Genomic DNA, 22,873 nt, shown 5'->3' on the forward strand with positions numbered 1-22,873 from the left:
CTCATATGCATTTAATATTATTTTTAAGTGAATTGAACGCTTTGTAAAAAGGGCTCAATCTTACGTCAAGGGTCGACATTTAAGTAACTATGGATCATTTAGTTGAAGTAGATAACCTTACCTTTAAACGCGCAGATCGCATCATATATGAAGGGATTTCGCTCAAGGTACCTAAGGGTAAAATTACCGCGGTAATGGGGCCAAGTGGAATAGGTAAAACCACCTTGCTTCGCCTTATAGGCGGGCAGTTAACACCAGATGAAGGTGACGTTAAGTTCGACGGCGACTCAATTGTCTCTATGTCGAGAAAATCACTTTACGAGACCCGTCGCAGAATGAGCATGCTATTTCAAAGTGGCGCTTTGTTCACTGATATGAGCGTCTTCGACAATGTGGCGTTTCCACTTCGCGAGCATACAAAATTAAGCGACGATGTTATCGCTACGATTGTCGCTTTAAAGCTACAGGCGGTGGGATTGCGTGGCGCGGCGAAATTAATGCCGAGCGAACTTTCAGGTGGGATGGCGAGAAGGGCTGCTTTGGCTAGAGCTATAGCGCTAGACCCTGACTTAATTATGTATGACGAGCCGTTTGCCGGACAGGATCCTATTTCGATGGGCGTGCTTGTGAAGCTTATTCGTGAGCTTAATGATGCCCTTAGCCTTACAAGCATCGTCGTGACCCACGACGTAACGGAAGTGCTGACCATTGCCGATTATATTTATATTCTGGCCGATAAGCGGGTAATAGGTGAAGGTACAGCACAGCAAATCAAAGACAGCGATTCTGAATTGGTTCAGCAGTTTTTGAAAGGAAAAGCAGATGGTCCTGTACCATTTCATTATCCTGCTCCTGACTTGAAAACAAGCTTTTTGGGGGCAGGCAAATGAACTTCTTTCAATCGATAGGCGCTAAAACAATAGGGAAAGTTACCTCGATTGGTCGAGCAGCGCTGATGTTGTTTGGCGCACTCATCGCTGTTCCTCGAGCAAAGAATATCCCACTGGTTATTAAACAATTGTATGTGGTTGGTGTGCAGTCACTGTTGATCATTATGGTGTCGGGACTCTTTATCGGCATGGTAATGGCTCTTCAAGGTTACACCATCTTAGTGGATTACGGTGCAGAGGGAAGCTTAGGCCCTATGGTTGCGCTGTCGCTTCTACGAGAGCTTGGGCCAGTGGTTACTGCATTACTATTTGCCGGTCGTGCCGGTTCGGCCCTTACTGCAGAAATTGGGCTTATGAAAGCCACTGAGCAGTTAAGCAGCTTAGAAATGATGGCGGTAGACCCGCTAAGACGAATTGTTGCTCCGCGCTTTTGGGCGGGGATGTTAGCTATGCCGATGCTAGCCATTATTTTTAGTGCCATTGGTATTTTAGGCGGACACTTAGTCGGTGTTGACTGGCTAGGCGTTGACGCGGGTAGTTATTGGTCAATTATGCAGTCAACTGTAGACTGGAACCAAGATGTCATCAACGGCGTTATAAAAAGCCTTGTTTTCGCCTTGGTTGTAACGTGGATTGCCATATTTAAAGGTTACGATTCTATTCCAACGTCGGAAGGGATCAGCAAAGCGACTACCGAGACGGTAGTTTATTCATCATTAGCAGTATTAGGGCTGGACTTCGTGCTAACCGCCCTTATGTTTGGTATCGAGTAGGGGATTGGTATGAGTAAGTATAAAACGGAAGTAATGGTTGGTGTGTTTGTCATGCTTACCATCGGTGCGTTGTTAATATTGGCACTTAAAGTGGCGAACCAAACAGTAGCTACCGAAGGCGATACCTACACGTTATACGCGAAGTTCGACAACATTGGTGGATTAAAGCCTCGCTCTGCTGTGAAAGTAGGTGGTGTAACGGTTGGTCGCGTGTCATCTATTTCTTTAGATCAAGAAGATTTCACGCCGGTAGTGGAACTATCTATTTTAAATGAATACAACGGATTCCCTGAAACAAGCTCGGTGTCTATTTTGACGTCAGGATTACTAGGTGAGCAGTATGTTGGTTTCCAACCAGGGTTTTCTTTTGACGGGGTTGCTAACCTACAAGACGGAGATTACTTACAAGATACGAAATCTGCGTTAGTGCTTGAAGACCTGATCGGTCAGTTCTTGTTTAACCGTGGCAGTGACGACGACTAATCGTTATTAGAACATCGCGAGTGTTAAACACTCGGCCGTTAATAAATTGTTGCGACTTGATGAAACTAACTAAGGGTTTGTCAGGTCTGCTTAAAAGAGTTTGAAGTTAGGAGAGTTATTTTGAGAAAGTTTATGGTAGCAATTGGCATCTTCATGATGTCTGTGGCGGGCATAGCAAATGCGCAAGAAGTGAATGAACAGAATCCGTATGAGCTGGTTCAAGATGTAGCGAATCGCACGTTTGAGCGTATTAAAGCAAATCAGGAAGCGATTAAAAACGACCCTGAAATGCTGCGTACTATCATGCAGGAAGAGCTTGTTCCGCACATTGACTATAAATTTGCAGCTTTTATGGTGTTAGGTAAGCATTTCAAATCTGTGCCTCAGGAAAAAATGGGTGAGTACATCAGCGTTTTCCGTCAATATCTAGTGACGACCTACGCTGTTGCGATGGGGTACTACGACAACCAAGAAGTTATCTTTGAGCCTGAATCCTCTTTTGACGATAAAAAATCAGTGACTGTTCGCGCTGTAGTTCAAGACCCAAGCCGTCCTGAAATCAAAATCGCTTTTAAAGTTCGTAAAGATAGTAAAACGAATAAATGGAAAGCTTACGATATGGTAGCTGAAGGTATTAGTATGCTGAACAGCAAGCGCAGTGAATTTGAATCAATCCTTCGTCAAGATGGTATTGATGCAGTTATCGCATTAATGCGTGACAAAATCGGCAAGCCAGTTGAGCTTAAGCAGGGTGAGCCAATTGAGATCGAAGGAGAGGCTGAGTGAGCCTATTCGAGGTAAACGACAAAGGCAATATAGTGATTCACGGTCACCTCGACCGTGAGACGCTGACTAAAAACTTTTGGGAAAGTTTAAGTGGCAACGAACGTAGTACTTTGATTAACAAAAAAAGATGCGAAATCGATTTAAGCGATGTGGAGCGTGCAGACAGTGCAGGTTTAGCATGGCTTATTAATGCCGTTAGGGATGCAATGCAAAATGGTGTTAGCATGACCCTTTATAAAATGCCTGAGAAGCTACAAAAGCTTGCAAAAATTAGCGACGCGGATAGCTTTTTACCCGTAAAATAAACACCAGTAAGCGAATTAAGAAGTAAGTTATGGAATTGTCTGAAATTGAAAAAATCTTGAAAGATGCGCTAGACCTTCACGAAGTCCACGTTAAGGGCGAAGGTTCGCATTTTAATATCATTGCCATAAGCGATGCATTTAACGAAATGAGCCGTGTGAAGCGCCAGCAAGCTGTATATGCACCACTGGCCGATAAAATTGCAGACGGCAGCATGCACGCAATCACTATCAAGACCTTTTCAGTAAAAGACTGGGAGCGTGAGCGCCAGTTTAATATCCCTCAATAATAGGCGCATCACGTGGATAAACTCGTAATTAAAAAGGGCCCGGCCCTTAATGGTACTGTGCGTATTTCAGGAGCGAAAAACGCTGCTTTGCCTTTATTGATGACAAGCCTACTTACCGATTCCTCTTGTCGTTACACCAATGTACCTCGTCTTCGTGATATCAACACGACTACTGCGCTTTTGCGGGAGCTTGGTGTTGAAGTAGCGCAACCCGCGCCTAACGATATAGTTATCGATGCAAGTACACTTGAAAGTGTGACCGCGTCTTACGACTTAGTGCGTACCATGCGTGCTTCAATTTTGGTGTTAGGTCCATTGCTAGCTAAGCAGGGCAAAGCAAACGTGTCTTTGCCTGGTGGTTGTGCCATAGGTGCACGCCCGGTAAACCTTCATTTGACTGGCCTTGAAAAGATGGGCGCAAAGATTGAAGTAGACGAAGGCTATATTCGTGCAGAGGTTGATGGCCGTTTAAAAGGCGCGCGTATCTTTATGGATATGGTGAGTGTAGGCGCAACCGAAAACCTACTGATGGCTGCAGCGTTAGCTGACGGCACGACTATTTTGGAAAACGCGGCACGTGAACCTGAAATTGTTGATCTAGCGAACTGTCTTATTCAAATGGGTGCGAAAATTACAGGTGCAGGAAGCGATAAAATTACCATTGAAGGTGTAGAAACCTTAAATGGTTGTGATTATGCCGTACTGCCAGATCGTATTGAAACCGGTACTTTCTTGGTTGCGGCTGCCGTAACCGGCGGCAAAATTCGCTGTACCCATGCGGCGCCTGAAACGTTAGATGCTGTGCTAGATAAACTAGAGCAAGCTGGCGCGAAAATTACCGTAGGCGAAGATTGGATTGAGTTAGATATGGAAGGGCGTAAGCCACAGGCTGTGCGCGTAAAAACCGCACCACACCCAGCATTTCCTACTGATATGCAAGCTCAGTTTGTTACCCTAAACTGCGTTGCAGAAGGTACAGGTGTAATTACAGAAACTATTTTTGAGAATCGCTTTATGCATGTGCCAGAGTTACAGCGTATGGGCGCAGAAATTGCGTTAGAAGCGAACTCAGCCGTGTCTAAAGGCAGTTCAAGCCTAAAAGGTGCGCCTGTAATGGCAACCGACCTTCGCGCCTCAGCAAGTTTGGTTATTGCTGGGCTTATCGCAGAAGGCGAGACTCACGTAAATCGTATTTACCACTTAGATCGTGGTTACGAATCGATTGAAGAAAAGTTAGGTGGCCTAGGAGCTATTATCGAACGTGTTAAAGAGTGATTTTGTAGCTCTGTAAAGTAAAAAAAGCGCCGCATTAGTTAATGCGGCGCTTTTCTATGTATAAACTTTTCATTTACGTAATTTTTCTAGATGCTTTCTACAGCTGTGTTAAAAGCTTAAACGCTGACTAAGCAAACGCTAAGTATTACAAAGGCCTATTGCCCCGCACGAAGCTCTCCAACGGTGGCTGTTAGCGCAATCGAGCGACCATCGCGACTAAGTTCAATCTCAAGCTCGGTGCCAGGTTCGGTTTCAGCAATCATATCTAGTGTCTTAGACGCGCTTTCCAAACGTACACCGTCAATGGCTACTATAATATCACCAGGGCGAATACCTGCGATATCGGCAGGGCTACCTTTGGCTACCGCCTGGACATCAATGCCTGGGCGGTTGCGATTCTCTCCGCCTACAAATCCAAGCTGGCCGCGCACAACTCGTCCATTGCTGATAATTTCATCCATAACGCGCTTAGCCAGTTCATAAGGAACAGCAAAGTTAATTCCATCTACATTGCGAGCGCGATTGTTAGAATCTAGCACTTGGAAATTTGCGTTAGTGATACCCAGTAGAATACCGTTACTATCTACTAAAGCACCACCAGAGTTTCCTTGGTTTAACACCGCATCGGTTTGAATGAAATCGACATAGTTCGACAGGCCATTGCGACCCGCTCTACTAACAATGCCTTGAGTAATGGTTTGACCCAAGTCGAACGGGTTGCCAATCGCCATTACCACGTCGCCCACATGGGTATCGGGTTCTGAAACTTGAGGGATAATATGTAGGTTATCAGCGGTAACTTTCAATACGGCAAGGTCGGTGAGCGGGTCGGTACCTACAATCTGCGCTTCTAAGATACGGCCGTCTTGCACTGCTACGTAAATGCTGTCGGCATTGGCTACAACGTGGTGGCAGGTAAGTAAGTAGCCGTTCTCTGTCATAATAACGCCAGAGCCCAAGTTGGTGCGCCCACGAGATTGATTTCGAAATATGCCTGAACCGTTTTCAATACTAACGCTATATATGTTTACAACGGCTGGCGCGGAACGGCTCAACGCTGAAAAATAGCTTTCGCGACTGGCACTAACGGATGGCTCATTAAAAAAGCCTTGGGCGAGCCCCTTACCTTGCCTAAGCTCTGGCACAAAAATCAACAGCAAAGCCGCAACGGCAACGCCTAGGATGATAGATTTAAGTAAGAAGTTAAATATTGAGCGGCCAGTCACAAGTCACACTTATTGTTATCTGTCACACTTATTTCATACGCACCGTTATAGCGGTGCTACTTCACAAATTGAAAGCGCAACGTTTTGAAATTACATTATTACTGTAAAGGATATCACTTTATTCACTAAACTACCGTAATGAAACGCAAATTTTATGTAACACAATTTACGTATTGTTCTTTGCCTAGCGCGTTTTCACCACACATTGTGGAGGGGGGTATTTTGGTGGTACCAAAATAAACGGCGCTATTCAGCGCCGTTTAATTAAATAACTCAGTAGTTGCCTAGATAAAAACTACTGCCTGATAACTAAATACAAAGTAGAGTTGCCACGTTTGACGTTAAGAGCAATTACACCTTTAGCTTCATCAAGAGCATTTCTAAATTCGGCTACCGTCGAAGTACGTACACGGTTTACACCAACGATTACATCGTCAGACTGAAGGCCAATACGCGACGCAGGCGCACCGCGTTCAATTTCAGACACGACCACACCGGCATTGCCAGCATCGTCAGTACCGTTAGATAGCGTGGCACCGTCAAGGGCTGGATGAATTTGAGCTGCAGTAACTGTGGTATCGGTAGCATCGTCCAGTACAACATCTACGCTCATCTTCTTACCTTTACGCATAACGGTAAGTTCAACTTCAGCGCCAGCCCCCATACTCGCAATCTTTGCTCGTAGTTCTTGGAAACTGTGAAGTTTTCGACCGTTTATTGCGGTAATAATGTCGCCTGCTTGTAGACCGCCTTTCTCTGCGGCCGAGTCAGGCTGTACTTCACTCACAAATGCACCAATATTTACGTCGGCATTCATGGCTTCGGCAAGACCCGCGTCTATGTCGCTACCTAAAATACCTAATAGACCACGGCGTACTTCACCAAATTCAGCAATTTGGTCAACCAGGCTTTTCATCATATTGGCAGGAATAGCAAAACCAATGCCTACATTGCCACCATTAGGACCGAAAATAGCGGTGTTAATACCAACTAACTCACCGTGAAGGTTAACTAGTGCGCCACCAGAGTTCCCGCGGTTAATAGCTGCATCGGTTTGAATGAAGTCTTCGTAACCACCTATGTTTAAACCAGAACGGCCTAAGGCACTCACAATGCCTGAGGTAACCGTTTGTGAAAGGCCGAATGGATTACCAATTGCTACCACAAAATCACCCACGCGCAGTACGTCAGAATCGGCAAGCGGCAACGCTTTTAAATCATCGGGCTCAATCTTAAGTAAAGCAATATCACTTTGTTCATCAGAACCCAGCTTTTTCGCTTTGAACTCGCGTCCGTCGGTTAATTTAACGGTGATCTCGTCCGCGTTATCAACAACGTGATTGTTGGTTACCACATAACCTTTATCGGCATCAATAATGACACCAGAACCAAGACCTCGGAAAGGACGTTCTTGAACTTGCTCTTGCGGTGCACCAAAGAAGTAGCGAAACATTTCTGGTACGCGTTGTGTGGAAGTTTGCGTACCTTCAACAGCGATACTTACTACCGCAGGAGTCGCTTCTTCGAGCATAGGGGCTAAAGACGGCACTTCGTCTTTTGAATCAGAAAAAAACGGTAACGCCGCCTGCGTACTAGCAGTAAAGCCCAATGAACTTACAACAACGGCAGACGCCAATAGACAATGGCGGAAAGACATTTTCATGTTCGCTTACACTCCTTCATGTTATATGCGACATAGCATGGTTTCAGTAAAAGAGTCTGACGTTGGAATAAAGTTCCCGATGTTACTGTTTTTCTGCGTTATTCTGTTCAGAACCGCCGACGAATAACCCAGACCCTGTGTTTGCAAAGTCTTTCGGTTGGGTATCAGAAACACGATTTACTTTAGACTTGTCAGCCCCTTTCAAATTATTGCGCAAATAAGTTGTAGCTTGTTCCCCATAAAAAGGAACCTTGCTGTCTTCTTCATCACCGCCTTGTTCAAGCAGTGTTTCGTATTCTTCAATCTGTTGTTTTAACGTTTCGCACTGGCTCTCAATGCTTTCTAAGCTTTGACGAGTTTGATGAATGTGATGCTGCGCCTGTTGTGCGAGAATCTCTTTAACTTGTTTTTCAGTTTGTGCAGCGTTACCTGCGCCTTGCTTTTGTTGAAGAAAGCGACCAGCGAAAAAGCCAATAATTAAACCAACAACTAACAAAGCAAGAGATACTAACAATTCCATTATATTCTCCGAATAAATCTACATCGTGCAGCCGATCTCTACTTTTACGATCTAAAAGCTGCTTTCGACCATATGCTGAATATAGCAAGGTCAAACCCGAAAAGCGCATACATAGTGACATTTATTCAGTGTATGTCGAATTTCAATGTGAGATTCTACCGTGATTTACATTAAAATTAAGGTCATAATTGAGAAATTCAAGCAGGTCGGTGCAGCGTGCGCCGCTATTGACTTTTGTACGGAGTGGTTTCGGCGATGACGCCATGGGAAAAATATCAGCTAGATCTTAAGTCGTCTGATTTTCATTATGACGCGGCACAAGAAAATGCAGTAAAAGAACTTCAGCGTTTGTACGACGAACTTACCCAGCCTGAAAGGAAAGTGACTTGGCGGGTTAAGTTAAAAGCAGCGTTTGGTAAGGGCCATACAAAACCAGGTATTCAAGGTATTTATTTTTACGGTGGGGTAGGGCGAGGTAAGACCTACTTAGTCGATACCTTCTATGATTGCTTGCCTTTTAAAAAGAAAATGCGGGTGCACTTTCATCGCTTTATGTATCGCGTGCACGACGAACTAAAACAGCTCAAAAATGCGCAGGATCCGTTAAAGCTGGTAGCCGTTAAGCTAGCAAAAGAAGCGCGAGTTATTTGCTTCGACGAGTTTTTCGTGTCTGACATAACCGATGCCATGATTTTAGGGACGTTAATGGAAGAGTTGTTTAGCCATGGAATTGTGTTAGTAGCTACTTCTAACATAGTGCCTAATGATTTATACAAAAACGGTTTACAGCGTGCGCGATTTTTACCAGCTATCGACTTACTTAATCAAAACACCCGAGTGGTAAATGTTGATAGCGGTATCGATTATCGTCTTAGAACGTTAGAGCAAGCTGAAATTTACCATTATCCACTCGATGATGAAGCCACAGAAAACTTACGTAGCTACTTTTCTCAACTAGCGCCAGAGGAAGGTTCTAAAGAAGAAGAAATAGAGGTGAATAACCGCAAAATCGCTACCCTCCAAAACGCTGATGGGGTATTGATGATTGATTTTAAAGCAATGTGTGGTGGGCCGCGTAGTCAGAGCGACTACATAGAATTAAGCCGCTGTTATCATTCCGTGCTGCTAGCTAACGTTAAAGAAATGGGCCAGCATAATGACGATGTAGCGCGCCGTTTCATTGCTATGGTAGACGAGTTTTACGAGCGAAACGTAAAACTCATCATATCGGCAGAAGTGGCGCTAGAAAGCCTGTATACAGAGGGGCTGCTTAACTTTGAGTTTAGACGCTGTCTTAGCCGCTTAAAGGAAATGCAGTCACATGATTATCTGGCCACCGAACACCTACCGTAAGCATAAATATGGGGTCAGAGTACATTTTGACCTCATTGAAAATGTGAAAGCTACCAACCTGCACCCTTTCTAGAGGCGTTCACATTGGTATTACACGAAAATTAAGGTAGAATTTCGTCCAAATTTTTTGTGTCGCTTGGCCTACCGTTATTTTGAGCAGTGTTTCGCTTGGCAATTTTTAGCACCGTCGCGTTCGACCATTTATAGAAACGTCGAGTTCGGCAATGTTACCAAGTAAGGCAGAGCGATGCGCCTGATGAACGGTCAGGCAACAGGTAGCCCGATAAAACCCAACGCAGCATTTCAAATTGCGAGAAAGAGAATTTTAAGATGGGAAGAGCATTCGAAGTTCGTAAAAACGCCATGGCAAAAACTGCCGGCCAAAAAACTAAAGTTTATTCTAAATACGGTAAAGAAATTTACGTGTGTGCGAAAAATGGTGGTGCTGACCCAGACACCAACCTTTCACTTCGCCGCCTAATGGAAAAAGCGAAGAAAGACCAAGTACCAAGCCACGTTATCGAAAAAGCGATTGATAAAGCGGCTGGTGGCGCTGGCGAAGATTTTCAGCCTATGCGTTATGAAGGTTTCGGCCCGGGTAACTGTATGGTTATTGTTGACTGCTTGTCTGACAACGCAAACCGAACTATTACCGAGGTGCGCAACTGCTTTACTAAAACCAATGCCAAGTTAGGTGCGCAGGGTGCGGTATCGCATATGTTCGATCACCAAGCGGTATTCCAGTTCGAAGGTGACGACGAAGACGCTATCTTAGAAGTGCTGATGGAAGCAGATGTAGATGTAACTGACGTTGAAGTTGAAGACGGTAAAGTGACGGTTTATGCGCCGCATACTGAATTCTATCAAGTAAAAACAGCGCTAACTGAAGCTTACCCAGATATTACGTTTATTGCCGATGAGATGAGCTGGATGCCTCAGACTGAAACAGAGATCAGCGAAGAAGATATGCCAATGTTTGAAAAATTCATGGACATGCTTAACGACTGTGACGACGTCCAAGACGTTTACCACAACGCGATTACGCCGAGCAGTAACTAATAAACACAATCCTCATGAATAAAAAACCTCGCCAATGCGAGGTTTTTTTCATGTGCTCAAACGTTAAACGGCGTTTAAAGATAAACCGTTTCGTACTTTATTGGCGCTAACTTTTTCAGAATACGGTTTTCTTGTTGATAGGTAAGGCCTACATCGCGCATAGCGCCTTGAACATACTCTACCAAAATATAGAATTCACGTTCTTTGATGTTAAGACCTTTGTGAGACTCCAACATTGTTTTTCCATCGTACTCGCAAGGCCCGCCAATTAATTCACAGGTTTGCAAAACGAGTTGGTCTCGTAGGTGCTTTTTTGGCACCCCTTTAAAGTAGTGTCCAATGACAGGGTCAGTGTAAATACGGGTGATAGCCACACCATAGACAGTGTTCAGGGTTTTATGGCCACCAATTTCATCATACAGACTTTGCTTTTCAGTACTTGCACAACCTGAAAGTAAAATGTTTAGTAGCGCTAGTACTGCAATAGGAATACATTTCAACAATTTCATATGCGGTATCTCCCCATTAAAAATTGCCATTTACCGTTAGGTAGAAGCCACTAGTGCTCTCTTGCAGCGGTAAATTACCTAAATCCACATAGGCAGCGGTGATTGAAATAGACTTATTTGGAAAGTAAGCAATAAAAGCATCAATAACCGTGTCCTCTTCGGCTAGCCCCCCCAGCCGATTAGTTTGCGTCCGAAACTCAGTGCCTATTGCCGTGGTAGGGCTGATTAATACTGCAACGGAGCCTTCCCACTCAACTTCTGCATTGTTGTTACCTTCAGCACCAAAACCCAATAGACCAAACACATTTGCCTTAGTGTACCTGGCGGTTAAATTAGTAAGTAAATTATAGCCTGACGGTGTGCCCAACCATAATTTAGTCGCTGAAAGGTAGATGTCAGTGCCACTGTCGTTCTTTGCGCCTAACAGTAAAGGTACCCCTACCTCAGGTAGTGGAACGGTGCCATCTGGCAATGAAAGTGAGCTATCAAAATCTCTGTTTTTCTTGTATTGGGCGCCTAAAGCAATTTGCGGGGCCCATGAGTTTTGGGTAAAAACGCCATCTCCGAACAATTTAACCTTTGCCCCCACAATATCTTGCTCAATAGTTGTACTGTTAGCATTGGTCACCGCACCATCTGTAAGTAGCGCAAAAACATTGCTGGTTAACCCGGCTGAAATATCTAAACGCTGACGCTGTACGCTAATTTCCACGCGGTCGAAAAGACTTATGCCAGCACCAGCAGTAGTGAGTGAGTAATCGTTAAGGCTTAAGTATTGAACATTGGCAGAATAGTTAACCTCTTCTTTACTCGTGTACCCGCCAATAAATGCCCAAGGAGTTATGCCGCCACCTGCGGTACCTTCAAAGCCATTAATTCCGCCCGAGGCTATTAAGCGAGAGCCGCTATCAGCGTTTGCTAACGGCGATAAAAAAAGTAAGGGAAGTAACAAGCGCTTTATCATTGATTGAGCCTAATAGTGTTATCGCGGTGCTATGTTTGGATTATCATAACGTTATTCGCGTTCTTTGATGTTTACAGTAATCTGATTTAGTAGTTCGTTCCATGGTAGTGGGCGAGAAAGGTAATATCCTTGTGCCCAATCGCACCCAAGGCTCTTTAAATAAGCGAGCTGTTCTTCTGTTTCTACGCCTTCGGCGATCACGCGAAGACTGTACAGTTTGGCAAGGTTTTGAATAATCATGACCATTTTACTACGCGACTCAGAAGCAGAAAAAAGATCGTTTACGAAAGAGCGGTCTATCTTCAGGCAGTTGGCGGGGTAGTGAATAAGCTGGCTGAAGGCTGTATAACCTGTTCCAAAGTCATCAAGCGCTAACGAAATGCCTAGCTCGTTCAATGCTTTAAGCGTATCAAGGCAGGTCATATCTCCAGCAACGAATGCTGTTTCCGTTATCTCGAATTCAACGCTTTCAGGTGAAACTTTGTTTTTCAATAGAAGCGCTTTAACTTGTGAAGGGAAGTTTTCGTTATTGAGTTCTACACCAGATACGTTAATACACATCTTCCCTTCGAAGGCGCAAGAGCTTTGTAATTGCGTTAGCGCATTTAACGCATTATCAATGACCCACAAATCTATTTCTTTAATAAGACCGGTAGATTCTGCAACGGGTATGAAGTCGTCAGGTCCAATGCCCTCTAATTCTTCGCTTTGACACCTTAGCAATGCTTCCACCGCGACAATAGTGTTATCTTTACAATCAAATATTGGCATGTATACCAATGAAAATTGGCTTTCACTGATTGCAAGCCTCAGCCCTTTTTCTATTTTTTGGCGTTGGTGTAACGCCATTGCTATATCCTTAGTGAAGAACCTATAGCAGTTGCGACCGTTATCTTTCGCATCATACATAGCCGCATCAGCATGTTGCAGCAATGTCGCTGGCTCGATTGCGTCATCCGGGTAAACGGCTATGCCTATACTGGCATAAACATTGTGAGAAACACCGTCAACATCAAACCCATTGTCAAATACCCGTAAAATGCGTTCTGCGGCTTTGCTGGCATCTTGCGGCTTTTTCATATCAGGCAAAATGACTACGAATTCGTCACCTGCTAGCCTAGCCAGACTATCTTTATTTGGCTTGAATAATTGGTCGCTAGGTCGAATGACTTCCCAGAGGCGCTCACTAAACTCGAGTAGTAACCGGTCTCCAACTTCATGACCAAATTGGTCATTTACCTGTTTAAAGTTATCAAGGTCGATATAAAGTAGCCCTATGCGACGATTGTCTTTTTTCGCACGGCTGATTAAACGCTGTAGATTGTTTTTGAAATTCCAGCGATTAGGAAGGCCTGTCAATGTATCGAAAAAAGCCATTTGACGGACATCATCAGCGTGAAGTTGAATGATCGTTCGATAGGCCTGCTCTTCTGAATAAAGTGCGGCCAAGCAAATAACATTCAGTGCCAGCATGGTAAGAACAAAACGTATTGCTTCGACTAAAGAGTAGCTAGTCATTAATAAAAAAGAGAGCGGCGTGAATAGCACAAGCAGGCTAGCAATAGTAAAAAAGGAAAAAATGACAACTGCTGGCCAAAAGCGGTTAATAAATAGGTTGATGGCCATTATCGGGTAAATCCATAGCATACCCGTATTGTCTTTTCCGCCAGTAATAAGCAGTGATATGGAAAGAAAACAGAGAATACAGCTAAGTACAGTGGCAGCGCGTTCCACATTACCTGAACGTTTTAGGAAGTACAGGTTAATCAAACCAACAACTGCATTACTCGTCAGTAGAACGCCCAGAAACACCATGTTACCCATTAGGTTTATGCTGCCTAAAGCCAAAAGAAACAGCACCCCAATAATGGTTAATACTTGACAGAGTCGATAGCGCCGGCGAAATCGCACGGCGACCATTTCTTGCTGACCTTTTGCTAAATCATGAGATTGAGTGTGGTTCTCCAAAATTTTATTTGATATCCATATTACAGAAAAATTTGTCGAAGCTTTTGCGGCTAAATCTAGGGTAACCTGCTAGCGATATATTACCTTTCTTCGTAAAAGATAGACTACCTCAATAGCCTATTCAATTATTCTCATGCATTAGTTACTATCTGCTTAGTTATCGATTTATATTAGTCATTTCTAATTATTGATGGGTTTGCGAAATAAACAGTTCTAAACCCTAATTTTTCTGGGTATCCATCACAGTTTCAAAAATATTTTGAAACTGATTCAGCTATTAGAGGGCTTATCATTGAAAAGATGAGTCAATACCATACGCACAACTTTTAGATTTTTCCCATTTATATATTGAGGAGTTAGTTGTGTCTCATCCAATTATCGAAGATTTAAACAAGCGTTATACGGTCAAGAAGTACGATGCAAACAAACGCATCTCAGCTGACGACCTTGCTACCATTTTAGAAACGTTAAGATTATCAGCGTCTTCGATTAATTCACAACCGTGGAAGTTTGTGGTTGTTGAAAGCGACGAAGCAAAGCAGCGTTTACATGATAGTTTTGAAAATAAGCATCAGTTTAACCAGCTTCACGCGAAAGAAGCATCGCACACTATCTTATTTGCTTACGACCCTAAATTCACTAAAGAAAAGTTTGTTAAACGTGTAGATGCAGAAGTCGCTTCTGGTCATTTACCTGAAGATATGCGTGAAAACTTTATGGGTGCTTATGCTTTCGCTGAAGCGAATACCGATGAAAATGGTAATAACGCAGCGTGGACTAAAGCGCAGGTGTATCTTGCACTTGGAAATGTAATGCATACATTAGCTCGTTTGGGTATTGCGTCTACGCCGATGGAGGGTGTTGACCCTGATATGTTAGGTGAATTATTCGCTGACGAACTAGACGGTCATATTTGTGAAGTTGCACTGGCTATGGGCTACCCTGATACAGAGCAAGACTGGAACTACGGTTTACCTAAAGCCCGCTTGCCAAAAGATGACGTAATTGCAGTGGTTTAGTTCTTATAGAACAGCCAGCTGTTTTAAGTAAGTATAAATTGTAAAAGAGCGCCTTTAACGGCGCTTTTTTATTTGTAAGACTTGTGCAAACTCGCGTTGAAAATAATTTGTCCGCCCCCATTTATCGCTTGTCTAAAATCGTATTGTTAATAAAACCAGTCTAAATACCGTGCGCGCTTTTATAAAACGCTTTCAACCTTCTTCATTTACGCCGTTTCTTTTGGCGTGGGTATTGTCGTATCTAATTGTTAGTACAGGTTTTCAGACAGCCGATGTAGCGAGTAATGCTGAAGTTACATCGCAATCCCCGCTGGCCAAGTTTGTTCACAATACGCAAAGCTACTCTCTTAGGTTTAGCGTAACTAAGCTAACCGGTGAGAAAGGCGAAAAGCCTATCGACGCAGAGCCGCAAGGCTCTATAACGGCATTGTTAAACTTTGCCTTTAACAAAGCGTTATCCACCAAGGTACCATCAGCAGGCCCTTTCTTTAATAGTAAAGCATGGGTAAAAGCGAGCCCGCGAGGACCACCTTCCATCCTGAGTGAATCCCTTTACATGCGCTAACGTGAAAGCAAAACATCTTTGTTTTTCGTTCAAGCGTTTTAAAACTTAATTATTCAGGATTTAAAATGGCACGATTTTCATTTCGTGGCTTTGTGTATGTGCTCATCGTTATGCTCGGTTTACTGAGCGCTGCGCCCAACATATTGCCACAATCAGTTAAACAGCAGTTACCCACGTGGTACACCACTAACACACTTTCATTAGGCTTAGATTTACAGGGCGGATCGCATCTTCTCTTAGCAGCAGACACAAATGCTTTGTTTGAGAAGCAACTCAGCAGTTTTTCTAGCGATGTACTTAGCGAATTACGTAGTCAAAATGTACGCTATACCAGAACAACTCACTCTCTTTCTTCGAAGGCCAGCAGCGTAGATAGTGTTGAAAGGGTTGTTTTTACGTTACGCAGTACAGACGATGCAAGAAAGGTTAAAGACATTGCCTATCAAATTTCGGCGCAACCGAACGGAACAAGTGCACTTGATGTTGCGATAAAGCAAAACACCGTCTCTCTTACACTTAATGAACTCTATGCTGAGCAGCTAATTAAGGACACATTAAGTCGAAGTGTTGAGGTAGTACGAAAGCGTTTGAACGAGACGGGGCTTACGGAACCCAGTGTTACCTTGCAGGGTAAAGACGCGATTTTAGTTCAGATGCCAGGTATGTCGGACCCAACCCAAGTGAAAAAGCTACTGGGCACTACCGCACAAATGACTTTTCACTGGGCCGCGAACAGCCAGTCTGAGCAGGTAATGAATAAGCAAGACGCGGCGGGTAATACCTATCGCTTAGAACAAAAAGTGGCGCTAGAAGGCGAACATATCACTGATGCGGCCGGTGTTCTAAGCAGTGAAACCGGTCAGCCTGTAGTGACGTTTCGTTTAGACAGTGCCGGTGCTAAGCAGTTTGCCACTATGACCCGTGACAACATTGGCCGCGTGCTTGCTATTGTGCTTGACGATAAAGTGGTGACCGCCCCGGTTATTAACAGCGTGATCCCAGGTGGTCGCGGAGAAATTACCGGCAACTTCACCTTGCCAGAGGCGAGTAATACCGCGTTAATGCTTCGCACTGGCGCGCTACCCGTGCCACTTAGCATAATTGAAGAACGCACGGTGGGGCCTGATTTAGGTAGTGATGCTATTCAAACTGGTGTTGAAAGCGGCGTGATAGGTGCGTTACTGGTATTGGCATTTATGGTGGCGATTTATGGCAGGTGGGGGGCAATTGCAAGTTTTGCTCTGTGTATCAACATGGCATTGGTATTTGGCGCGTTAACCTTATTTGGTGCAACACTGACGTTACCGGGTATCGCAGGTTTGATTCTGACTATGGGTATGGCGGTAGATGCGAACATCTTAATTAATGAGCGTATTCGCGAAGAAAGTAAAAAAGGCCGTCCGGCAGCCAGTGCAATAGAAGTGGGCTTTGAAAAAGCATTCGCAACAATAGTAGATTCAAACTTCACTACGCTTATAGCGGTAAGCTTGTTGTTTATGTTCGGTAGTGGGCCTATCAAAGGGTTTGCCATTACCATTGCTCTTGGGCTTGTATCCTCAGTATTTACTGCGGTTGCTCTAACTAAAATGTTAATGCTAAAAGCGGTCAAGTCGAAAAAAAGAAATGTAAGAGATCGCACGCCTATGCGCTTCTCTTCACCACTACTGCGCTTAAGCGATAAGCTTAGCGGTATTAACTTTCTTGCAAAACGTAAAATTGCATTGTCTATTTCAGTAGTGCTAACCGTGCTTTCAATCGGATTATTTGTCAAACCAGGCTTACACTATGGCGTCGACTTTACTGGCGGTACTATGATTGAGTTGACCGCGCCAGCGCTTTCGACTGACGAGTTACGAGATGTCATTGAAAGTAATGGTTTTGATCAAGTAGCAATTCAGGAATATGGCAGTGAGCATCACTACTTATTGCGGGCCCCTGTTCTCGACAGCAGTGGTGAGCTTGAAAATAGCAATGCAAAGCAGACTGACGCACTAAAACGTGCGATTTCGCAAGCCGACAGTGAGGTACGCTTTGATAAAATAGATATGGTTGGGCCTAAAGTCAGCGGAGGTTTTGCGGAGCTATCAATACTTGCGCTGCTTATAGCTGGTGGTGGTATGTTGGTTTACCTATGGGCGCGTTTTGAAGCGCACTTTGCCACCGCGGCGCTACTTACGGTAATACTCGATTTAACCAAAACCATAGGCTTTTTCGCGCTTACGGGCATTGAATTCAACTTAACGGCTGTCGCGGCACTGTTGGCATTAATCGGTTATTCTATAAATGATAAGGTGGTGGTGCTTGATCGCATCCGTGAACTATTGCGTTTAGACTCGAATAAACCTTTAGCAAACACCATCAACGAAGCGGTGAACAGCACATTAAGCCGAACGGTATTTACGTCCGTTACCACGCTGTTAGCGCTGCTCCCTATGGCTTTATTTGGTGGTGACGCAGTAGAAAGTTTTGCGGTGCCTATGGTCTTTGCTGTCGTAATTGGTACGTCTTCAACCTTGTTTATTACCTCCACTTTGCTGTATTTATTGGGAAGTAGACGAGAGAAGCAGGGTAAAGCACAGTTAAAGCCCACTGCCGAAGAAATTAAGGCTTCGTTGTCGCATATCCCTTAGGCGACACAAGTTCCTTAACCTCATTACCCTGCCGCGTTTTTGTACCTCAATACATTGGTAAGAAAACGCGATAAGGTAGCAGTATTAACAGGAATCCTTGATGCGTGCGCGCATAACCTTATATTTTGCGTGTGAGCATCAAGGGCAATAAGGAACGTATAATGTTTGCAGTTGATCACATTATTTTACTTAGCGCAGTGCTGGCCATTTTAGGTGTGCTGGCCAGTAAGCTTTCTCCGCGCTTTGGTGTACCTGTTTTGGTGCTGTTCCTTGGTGTAGGCATGTTAGCTGGCGAAGACGGTATTGGACGAATTTTTTTTGATAATGCCGATGCCGCCCATGCTATAGGTACATTTGCTCTTATTCTCATTCTATTTGATGGCGGCCTGCAAACGTCGAAAAAGTCCATAATTCAAGCGTGGAAACCGGCAGCTCTGCTTGCAACCTTTGGCGTGGTTGGCACGGCAGTACTTACCGGTATAGCCGCTATGGTCATTCTTGATTTACCACTCTATAAAGGTTTATTGCTGGGGGCTATTGTGGGGTCAACCGACGCCGCAGCGGTATTTTCCGTTTTGCGCAACGCAGGTATACGCATTCCCGCTAAAATAAAGTCGACGCTAGAACTAGAAAGTGCCTCGAACGATCCCATGGCTATATTCCTCACTATTGGCCTTATTACGCTTATTCAAGATAGCACGACTAAACCCTTGGATTTGCTCTCTTTATTTGCTAGCCAAATGGGCGTTGGCGCAGCAGTTGGCCTTGCAATAGGCGGTATTGCTGTGTGGCTTTTCAGGCGTGTAACTTTAATGGCCATAGGCTTGTACCCGGTATTTGTAATGCTGTTTGGGGTACTGTCTTTTGGCTTAGCAGCAAACTTAAATGGCAGTGGTTTCTTGGCTACTTTCATTACGGGCGTCATCGTGGGTAACAGCCGCTTTGCGTATCAGCGTAATACCTTTGTGTTTCTCGACGGGCTGGCTTGGTTGGGGCAAATTGCCATGTTCGTTATCCTCGGTTTGCTCGTTACACCCACCGAGCTTTTCGTTAATTGGAAAGAAGGGTTGCTTATTGCCTTTGTACTTATTTTTATTGCCCGACCGCTGGTGGTTATGCCTATTTTGTTGCTCTCGAAATTCTCGTTCAAAGCATCGCTCCTTATATCATGGGTGGGTTTGCGCGGTTCAGTGCCGATTATTTTAGCTATTTTCCCGCTGATATTTGGTATGCCTTATGCTGAGCTTATTTTCAATGTGGTGTTCTTTATCGTATTAATATCGGCTCTGTTGCAGGGCTCAACTTTACCCTACGCGGCGCGAAAGTTAGGCTTAGTATTAGTAGATGAGGTAAAAGAATCGAGCACATTAGAAATTGTAAAAGTCGCTAAGAGCAAGCGAGAACTTATCGAAATAGAAGTATCAAAGTTATCTCCTGCTCTTAATAAAACGATTAGTGAATTAGCTTTACCCGATAATACGGTAGTGGCAATGATAGCCCGCGGCGAAGAAACTCTGATCCCCAAAGGAAGCACTAAAATAAAAATGGGCGACCAAATTTTTATTATCACCAAACTGCTTGATAAAAATGCCGTTGAGCAGCGCTTTTACAACGAGCAGGAATAGGGTGCTATTGTAAAGTACTTCATGTAGAATGCGCCGCGGAGTTGGCCAGGCAATCGCCGCTTTCGTAAGAAAGGGGAGGAAAGTCCGGGCTCCAAAGGGCAGGGTGCCAGATAACGTCTGGGCGGCGTGAGCCGACGACAAGTGCAGCAGAGAGAAGACCGCCTAAGCATGTTTACATGCCGGTAAGGCTGAAAGGGTGCGGTAAGAGCGCACCGCACCTCTGGTAACAGAGTGTGGCAAGGTAAACTCCACCCGGAGCAAGACCAAATAGGATCCCTCAACGTGTGGCCCGCATGGGGATCGGGTAGGTTGCTTGAATCAGTGAGCGATTGCTGATCTAGAGGAATGATTGCCCACGACAGAACCCGGCTTACGGCCAACTCCACTCTTTTCCTACATAGCTTTTCAAAGCGTGTTTATTGTGCCGCTTTTAGACGATTCTTTTCCTAAAGAAGGTGAAGGCTCTTCCTCGAACGGGTAAAGCCTCTACCTGAAGGCACATCCCTCAGGCAGAGATATCTAACTGTGTTACTGGAAGAAGTAACGGAAAGTTGCGCCTACTGTGCGAGGCTGGTTCACCGTAAACCCAAGTCGAGCACGTCCACCACGCTCTCTATCAAACGAAAGCTGTGCGTTTTCATCAAACAGGTTGTTGGCGTATAGCAAGATTTCGTAGTCATCGTAGGTAAGACCAAAGCTCATGTTCATTGTGCCGTAGTCGTCTAGCAACAAATCTAACTCCGTTGTTTCAGTGCCGGTGGCACCACCAAAGGCAAGCCCTGAAGTGAATATACCTGCACCTGCAACTTGGTCACTAGGCTGGGTAATGCGGTCGCCCACGTATTGATAAGAGCCTTGGAAGTAGGTGCTGTTTGACGAGAATAAAGGCTGCGCTAAATCATAAGTAAATGCGATAGCGAAGCTTTCTTCAGGTACTGACGCTAAGCGGTTACCGTCTTCAACGCCACCTAGCACCGCACCATCGCCGTCAACAACCGTTGAATCGAACTCAGCCTCGATAATGCTACCGGTTAATGAGAAAAATAGCTGATCGGTAAACTGACGTGTAAGTTCAAATTCAATACCTTGGGTGTGGGCATCAGGTACGTTAAATGACACCCGTGAAGAACAAGAACCCGCATCTAAGGTAACTTGAAGGTCTTCAATGTCGTTATAGAAAGCTGACACGTTCGCTGTCCAGCCCCGTCCTGACGACTTCATGCCTATCTCATAGTTGGTGAGTTTTTCATCGTCATAGTCTTGGAATGAACCAAAGATGGCTTCATCTTGGTCGGTACACAAGCTACGGTTTAGCGGGTCGTTAACGCCTCCTAGTCTAAAACCTTGCGACACTTGAGCATTTAAGTTTACGTTGTCGTTCAGGCTATACTGACCAATTACACGCGATGTGAAGCCGTCTGACTCTGTCGAATCAGTTTGGTTGTCGCCGTTGGCAAATAAGCCGCCGGAAATAAATTGGCGCTCTTCTTCATAATCGTAAAAGCGAGAGCCCACGGTCATCTTGAAGTCATCGTTAACTTGATAGTTCACTTCACCAAACACAGCAAGCTGCTTTAAGTCATAAGGCAAGTAGGCGTTGTATGGCGAATCGGCTTCAAAGCCATTGGCAACCGCTGCTGACGTGCCTTCACCTAATGTTGCATCTGTAAACGCATCATAGCCGGGGGTAGGAAGTGATTGATCGTAAACGCGCTCAGTTGAAGAGTAAAAAGCGCCAACTAACCAGTCTAGTGCGCCATCGTCATTAGACGCGGCGCGAAGCTCAAAGGTATCTTGCTCTACTTCGGTTCTGTCTAATAGGTTCGACGGCAATAATACGGCTTCATCCGGGAACCCTAAGTCGATACTTACAGAGCCCGACAGTGCGCTGGCATCACGGCTCACCAGTATATCTCGGTCGGTATAGCTATAAACAAAAGTAAAGTCGGCAACGTCAGCTTGGTATTCAGCGGTTACATCAGCTATCAAGGTTTCATCAGTAAACCCTTCTTCAAGTAACAGGTACTGTTCGCGCTCACCCAATTGAATAGCAGGGCGGGTCGTGGTGTAAGGGTTAGCAAATACGTTGTACACATCCTGTCTGTTAAACCCGTTCATTTCGAGTTCTTGGAAGATCAGTCGCGGCGTAATGGTGAGTTTATCGTTAGGAGCAATAACAAACGCTACTCGTCCGCCAGTTCTGTCACCGTCGTTGACGTCTTCGTTAAAGGCACCGTTTTCACCTAACGCATCAATAAAGCCTGCGTAATCAGTGCGGTATACCACCGCGCGCATGGCAACTGTATCTGAGATTGGTACGTTCACCATACCTTTTACATGACCACCCACACCGCCGTCAGTAACACTATTAAGGTTAGCTTCAAACTTACCTTCAAAGGTGTCTAATTCAGGCTGGTTGGTAATGTAACGAAGGGTTCCGCCGATAGAGCCCGAGCCGAAAAGTGTTCCTTGCGGTCCACGTAGGGTTTCGATGCGGTTAAGATCAAACAGATCCAGATCTGGGGTAAATAGAGATAACGAAATAACACTTTCATCAAGGTACACGCCTACCTGCTCTTTAACGCCAGGTTGGTCACGTACTATTTGCCCTGCCGATACGCCACGCATTGAAACCTGACTTTGCCCTGGTCCTAAATTTTGAATAGAGACACTTGCCACATTTCTAGCTACATCTTCTAAGTTACCAGCGCCGCTGCGTTCAAAATCTCGTTGCGTTTGTGCGTTAATTGAAAAAGGAATGTCTTCAATGGATTCTGCGCGCTTTGTCGCCGTTACTATGATCTGTTCAAAGTCGTTCTTATCCTCTTGTTGTGTGTCCTGTGCCACTGCGCCAGAGCTAAGCAGCCCCATTATCGCAATGCTTAGTGTGCTTCGTCTAAATGACGACGTTTCTATGTTAAACATATGTCCATCCAGGTTGGTTGTTTCTGTTTTGTTATTAGGCAAGGGCGT

Annotated in this window: 20 protein-coding genes and 1 other RNA gene; 14 read left to right on the forward strand and 7 right to left on the reverse strand. The window is 44.7% G+C overall.

Annotated elements, in window-relative coordinates; translation table 11 throughout:
* Nucleotides 1-89 precede the first annotated feature (89 nt).
* The 7 genes from mlaF (at nucleotide 90) to murA (ending at nucleotide 4,799) form a co-directional block, all read left to right on the forward strand.
* A complete protein-coding gene (gene mlaF, locus KL866_RS02170; RefSeq protein ID WP_025256451.1) occupies nucleotides 90-890 on the forward strand; it encodes a phospholipid ABC transporter ATP-binding protein MlaF in 801 nt (266 codons plus the stop codon).
* The gene (gene mlaE / locus KL866_RS02175) at nucleotides 887-1,663 is read left to right on the forward strand and encodes a lipid asymmetry maintenance ABC transporter permease subunit MlaE (protein ID WP_025256450.1); all 777 of its coding nucleotides are present in this window, start codon (nucleotides 887-889) and stop codon (nucleotides 1,661-1,663) included. The genes mlaF and mlaE overlap by 4 nt, the downstream gene beginning before the upstream one ends.
* A gap of 9 nt (nucleotides 1,664-1,672) precedes the next feature.
* Nucleotides 1,673-2,146: an outer membrane lipid asymmetry maintenance protein MlaD gene (mlaD, locus tag KL866_RS02180; protein WP_025256449.1), complete on the forward strand. Its 474-nt coding sequence runs from the start codon at nucleotides 1,673-1,675 to the stop codon at nucleotides 2,144-2,146.
* Between the two features lie 120 nt (nucleotides 2,147-2,266).
* Nucleotides 2,267-2,932, forward strand: a complete 666-nt coding sequence (locus tag KL866_RS02185) for a phospholipid-binding protein MlaC (RefSeq protein WP_214992989.1) — start codon at nucleotides 2,267-2,269, stop codon at nucleotides 2,930-2,932.
* Nucleotides 2,929-3,237, forward strand: coding sequence for an STAS domain-containing protein (locus tag KL866_RS02190; protein ID WP_025256447.1), 309 nt, complete (start codon nucleotides 2,929-2,931; stop codon nucleotides 3,235-3,237). Before KL866_RS02185 ends, KL866_RS02190 begins: the two co-directional genes overlap by 4 nt.
* 29 nt (nucleotides 3,238-3,266) lie before the next feature.
* Nucleotides 3,267-3,524, forward strand: coding sequence for a BolA family protein (locus tag KL866_RS02195; RefSeq protein ID WP_025256446.1), 258 nt, complete (start codon nucleotides 3,267-3,269; stop codon nucleotides 3,522-3,524).
* Nucleotides 3,525-3,536: 12 nt separating this feature from the next.
* The gene (gene murA, locus KL866_RS02200; RefSeq protein WP_214993003.1) at nucleotides 3,537-4,799 is read left to right on the forward strand and encodes a UDP-N-acetylglucosamine 1-carboxyvinyltransferase; all 1,263 of its coding nucleotides are present in this window, start codon (nucleotides 3,537-3,539) and stop codon (nucleotides 4,797-4,799) included.
* A 155-nt stretch (nucleotides 4,800-4,954) separates the two neighbouring features.
* Here the strand turns inward: murA and KL866_RS02205 are convergent, their stop codons facing one another.
* The 3 genes from KL866_RS02205 to KL866_RS02215 form a co-directional block, all read right to left on the reverse strand.
* Nucleotides 4,955-6,025, reverse strand: coding sequence for a trypsin-like peptidase domain-containing protein (locus tag KL866_RS02205; protein ID WP_214993006.1), 1,071 nt, complete (start codon nucleotides 6,023-6,025; stop codon nucleotides 4,955-4,957).
* Nucleotides 6,026-6,320: 295 nt separating this feature from the next.
* Nucleotides 6,321-7,682 carry a DegQ family serine endoprotease gene (locus KL866_RS02210; protein ID WP_214993115.1) on the reverse strand — a complete coding sequence of 454 codons (1,362 nt, stop codon included), beginning with the start codon at nucleotides 7,680-7,682 and terminating at the stop codon, nucleotides 6,321-6,323.
* An 88-nt stretch (nucleotides 7,683-7,770) separates the two neighbouring features.
* Entirely contained in the window at nucleotides 7,771-8,208 is a 438-nt protein-coding gene (locus tag KL866_RS02215; RefSeq protein WP_025256442.1) for a ZapG family protein, read from the reverse strand.
* A 255-nt stretch (nucleotides 8,209-8,463) separates the two neighbouring features.
* Between KL866_RS02215 and zapE the strand changes: the two genes are divergently transcribed.
* Nucleotides 8,464-9,561, forward strand: coding sequence for a cell division protein ZapE (gene zapE, locus KL866_RS02220; protein ID WP_214993009.1), 1,098 nt, complete (start codon nucleotides 8,464-8,466; stop codon nucleotides 9,559-9,561).
* Between the two features lie 330 nt (nucleotides 9,562-9,891).
* Nucleotides 9,892-10,620 carry a YebC/PmpR family DNA-binding transcriptional regulator gene (locus KL866_RS02225; RefSeq protein ID WP_025256440.1) on the forward strand — a complete coding sequence of 243 codons (729 nt, stop codon included), beginning with the start codon at nucleotides 9,892-9,894 and terminating at the stop codon, nucleotides 10,618-10,620.
* Between the two features lie 74 nt (nucleotides 10,621-10,694).
* On the opposite strand, the gene KL866_RS02230 is transcribed toward KL866_RS02225, so the two are convergent.
* Genes KL866_RS02230 through KL866_RS02240 form a run of 3 tightly spaced genes read right to left on the reverse strand, consistent with a single transcriptional unit; the run spans nucleotide 10,695 to nucleotide 14,061 of the window.
* Entirely contained in the window at nucleotides 10,695-11,129 is a 435-nt protein-coding gene (locus tag KL866_RS02230) for a group 1 truncated hemoglobin (RefSeq protein ID WP_214993012.1), read from the reverse strand.
* 16 nt (nucleotides 11,130-11,145) lie between these two features.
* Nucleotides 11,146-12,093, reverse strand: coding sequence for a DUF3034 family protein (locus KL866_RS02235; RefSeq protein WP_214993015.1), 948 nt, complete (start codon nucleotides 12,091-12,093; stop codon nucleotides 11,146-11,148).
* 51 nt (nucleotides 12,094-12,144) lie between these two features.
* On the reverse strand, nucleotides 12,145-14,061 hold the full coding sequence (locus tag KL866_RS02240) for a bifunctional diguanylate cyclase/phosphodiesterase (protein ID WP_251139782.1): 1,917 nt from the start codon (nucleotides 14,059-14,061) through the stop codon (nucleotides 12,145-12,147).
* Nucleotides 14,062-14,423: 362 nt separating this feature from the next.
* Here KL866_RS02240 and KL866_RS02245 point away from each other — a divergent pair, with 362 nt between their 5' ends.
* The 5 genes from KL866_RS02245 (at nucleotide 14,424) to rnpB (ending at nucleotide 20,288) form a co-directional block, all read left to right on the forward strand.
* A complete protein-coding gene (locus tag KL866_RS02245) occupies nucleotides 14,424-15,080 on the forward strand; it encodes an NAD(P)H-dependent oxidoreductase (protein WP_025256436.1) in 657 nt (218 codons plus the stop codon).
* Nucleotides 15,081-15,312: 232 nt separating this feature from the next.
* Complete coding sequence (locus tag KL866_RS02250) at nucleotides 15,313-15,645, forward strand: hypothetical protein (protein ID WP_251139783.1); 333 nt, start codon at nucleotides 15,313-15,315, stop codon at nucleotides 15,643-15,645.
* Between the two features lie 65 nt (nucleotides 15,646-15,710).
* Entirely contained in the window at nucleotides 15,711-18,275 is a 2,565-nt protein-coding gene (secD, locus tag KL866_RS02255; RefSeq protein ID WP_214993020.1) for a protein translocase subunit SecD, read from the forward strand.
* Between the two features lie 161 nt (nucleotides 18,276-18,436).
* The gene (locus tag KL866_RS02260; RefSeq protein ID WP_214993022.1) at nucleotides 18,437-19,900 is read left to right on the forward strand and encodes a potassium/proton antiporter; all 1,464 of its coding nucleotides are present in this window, start codon (nucleotides 18,437-18,439) and stop codon (nucleotides 19,898-19,900) included.
* 37 nt (nucleotides 19,901-19,937) lie between these two features.
* Nucleotides 19,938-20,288, forward strand: an RNA gene (gene rnpB, locus KL866_RS02265) — RNase P RNA component class A.
* 140 nt (nucleotides 20,289-20,428) lie between these two features.
* On the opposite strand, the gene KL866_RS02270 is transcribed toward rnpB, so the two are convergent.
* Entirely contained in the window at nucleotides 20,429-22,825 is a 2,397-nt protein-coding gene (locus KL866_RS02270; RefSeq protein ID WP_214993024.1) for a TonB-dependent receptor, read from the reverse strand.
* Between the last annotated feature and the right edge of the window lie 48 nt (nucleotides 22,826-22,873).

The sequence above is a fragment of the Alteromonas sp. ALT199 genome, assembly GCF_018619335.1.
GTDB lineage: Bacteria > Pseudomonadota > Gammaproteobacteria > Enterobacterales > Alteromonadaceae > Alteromonas.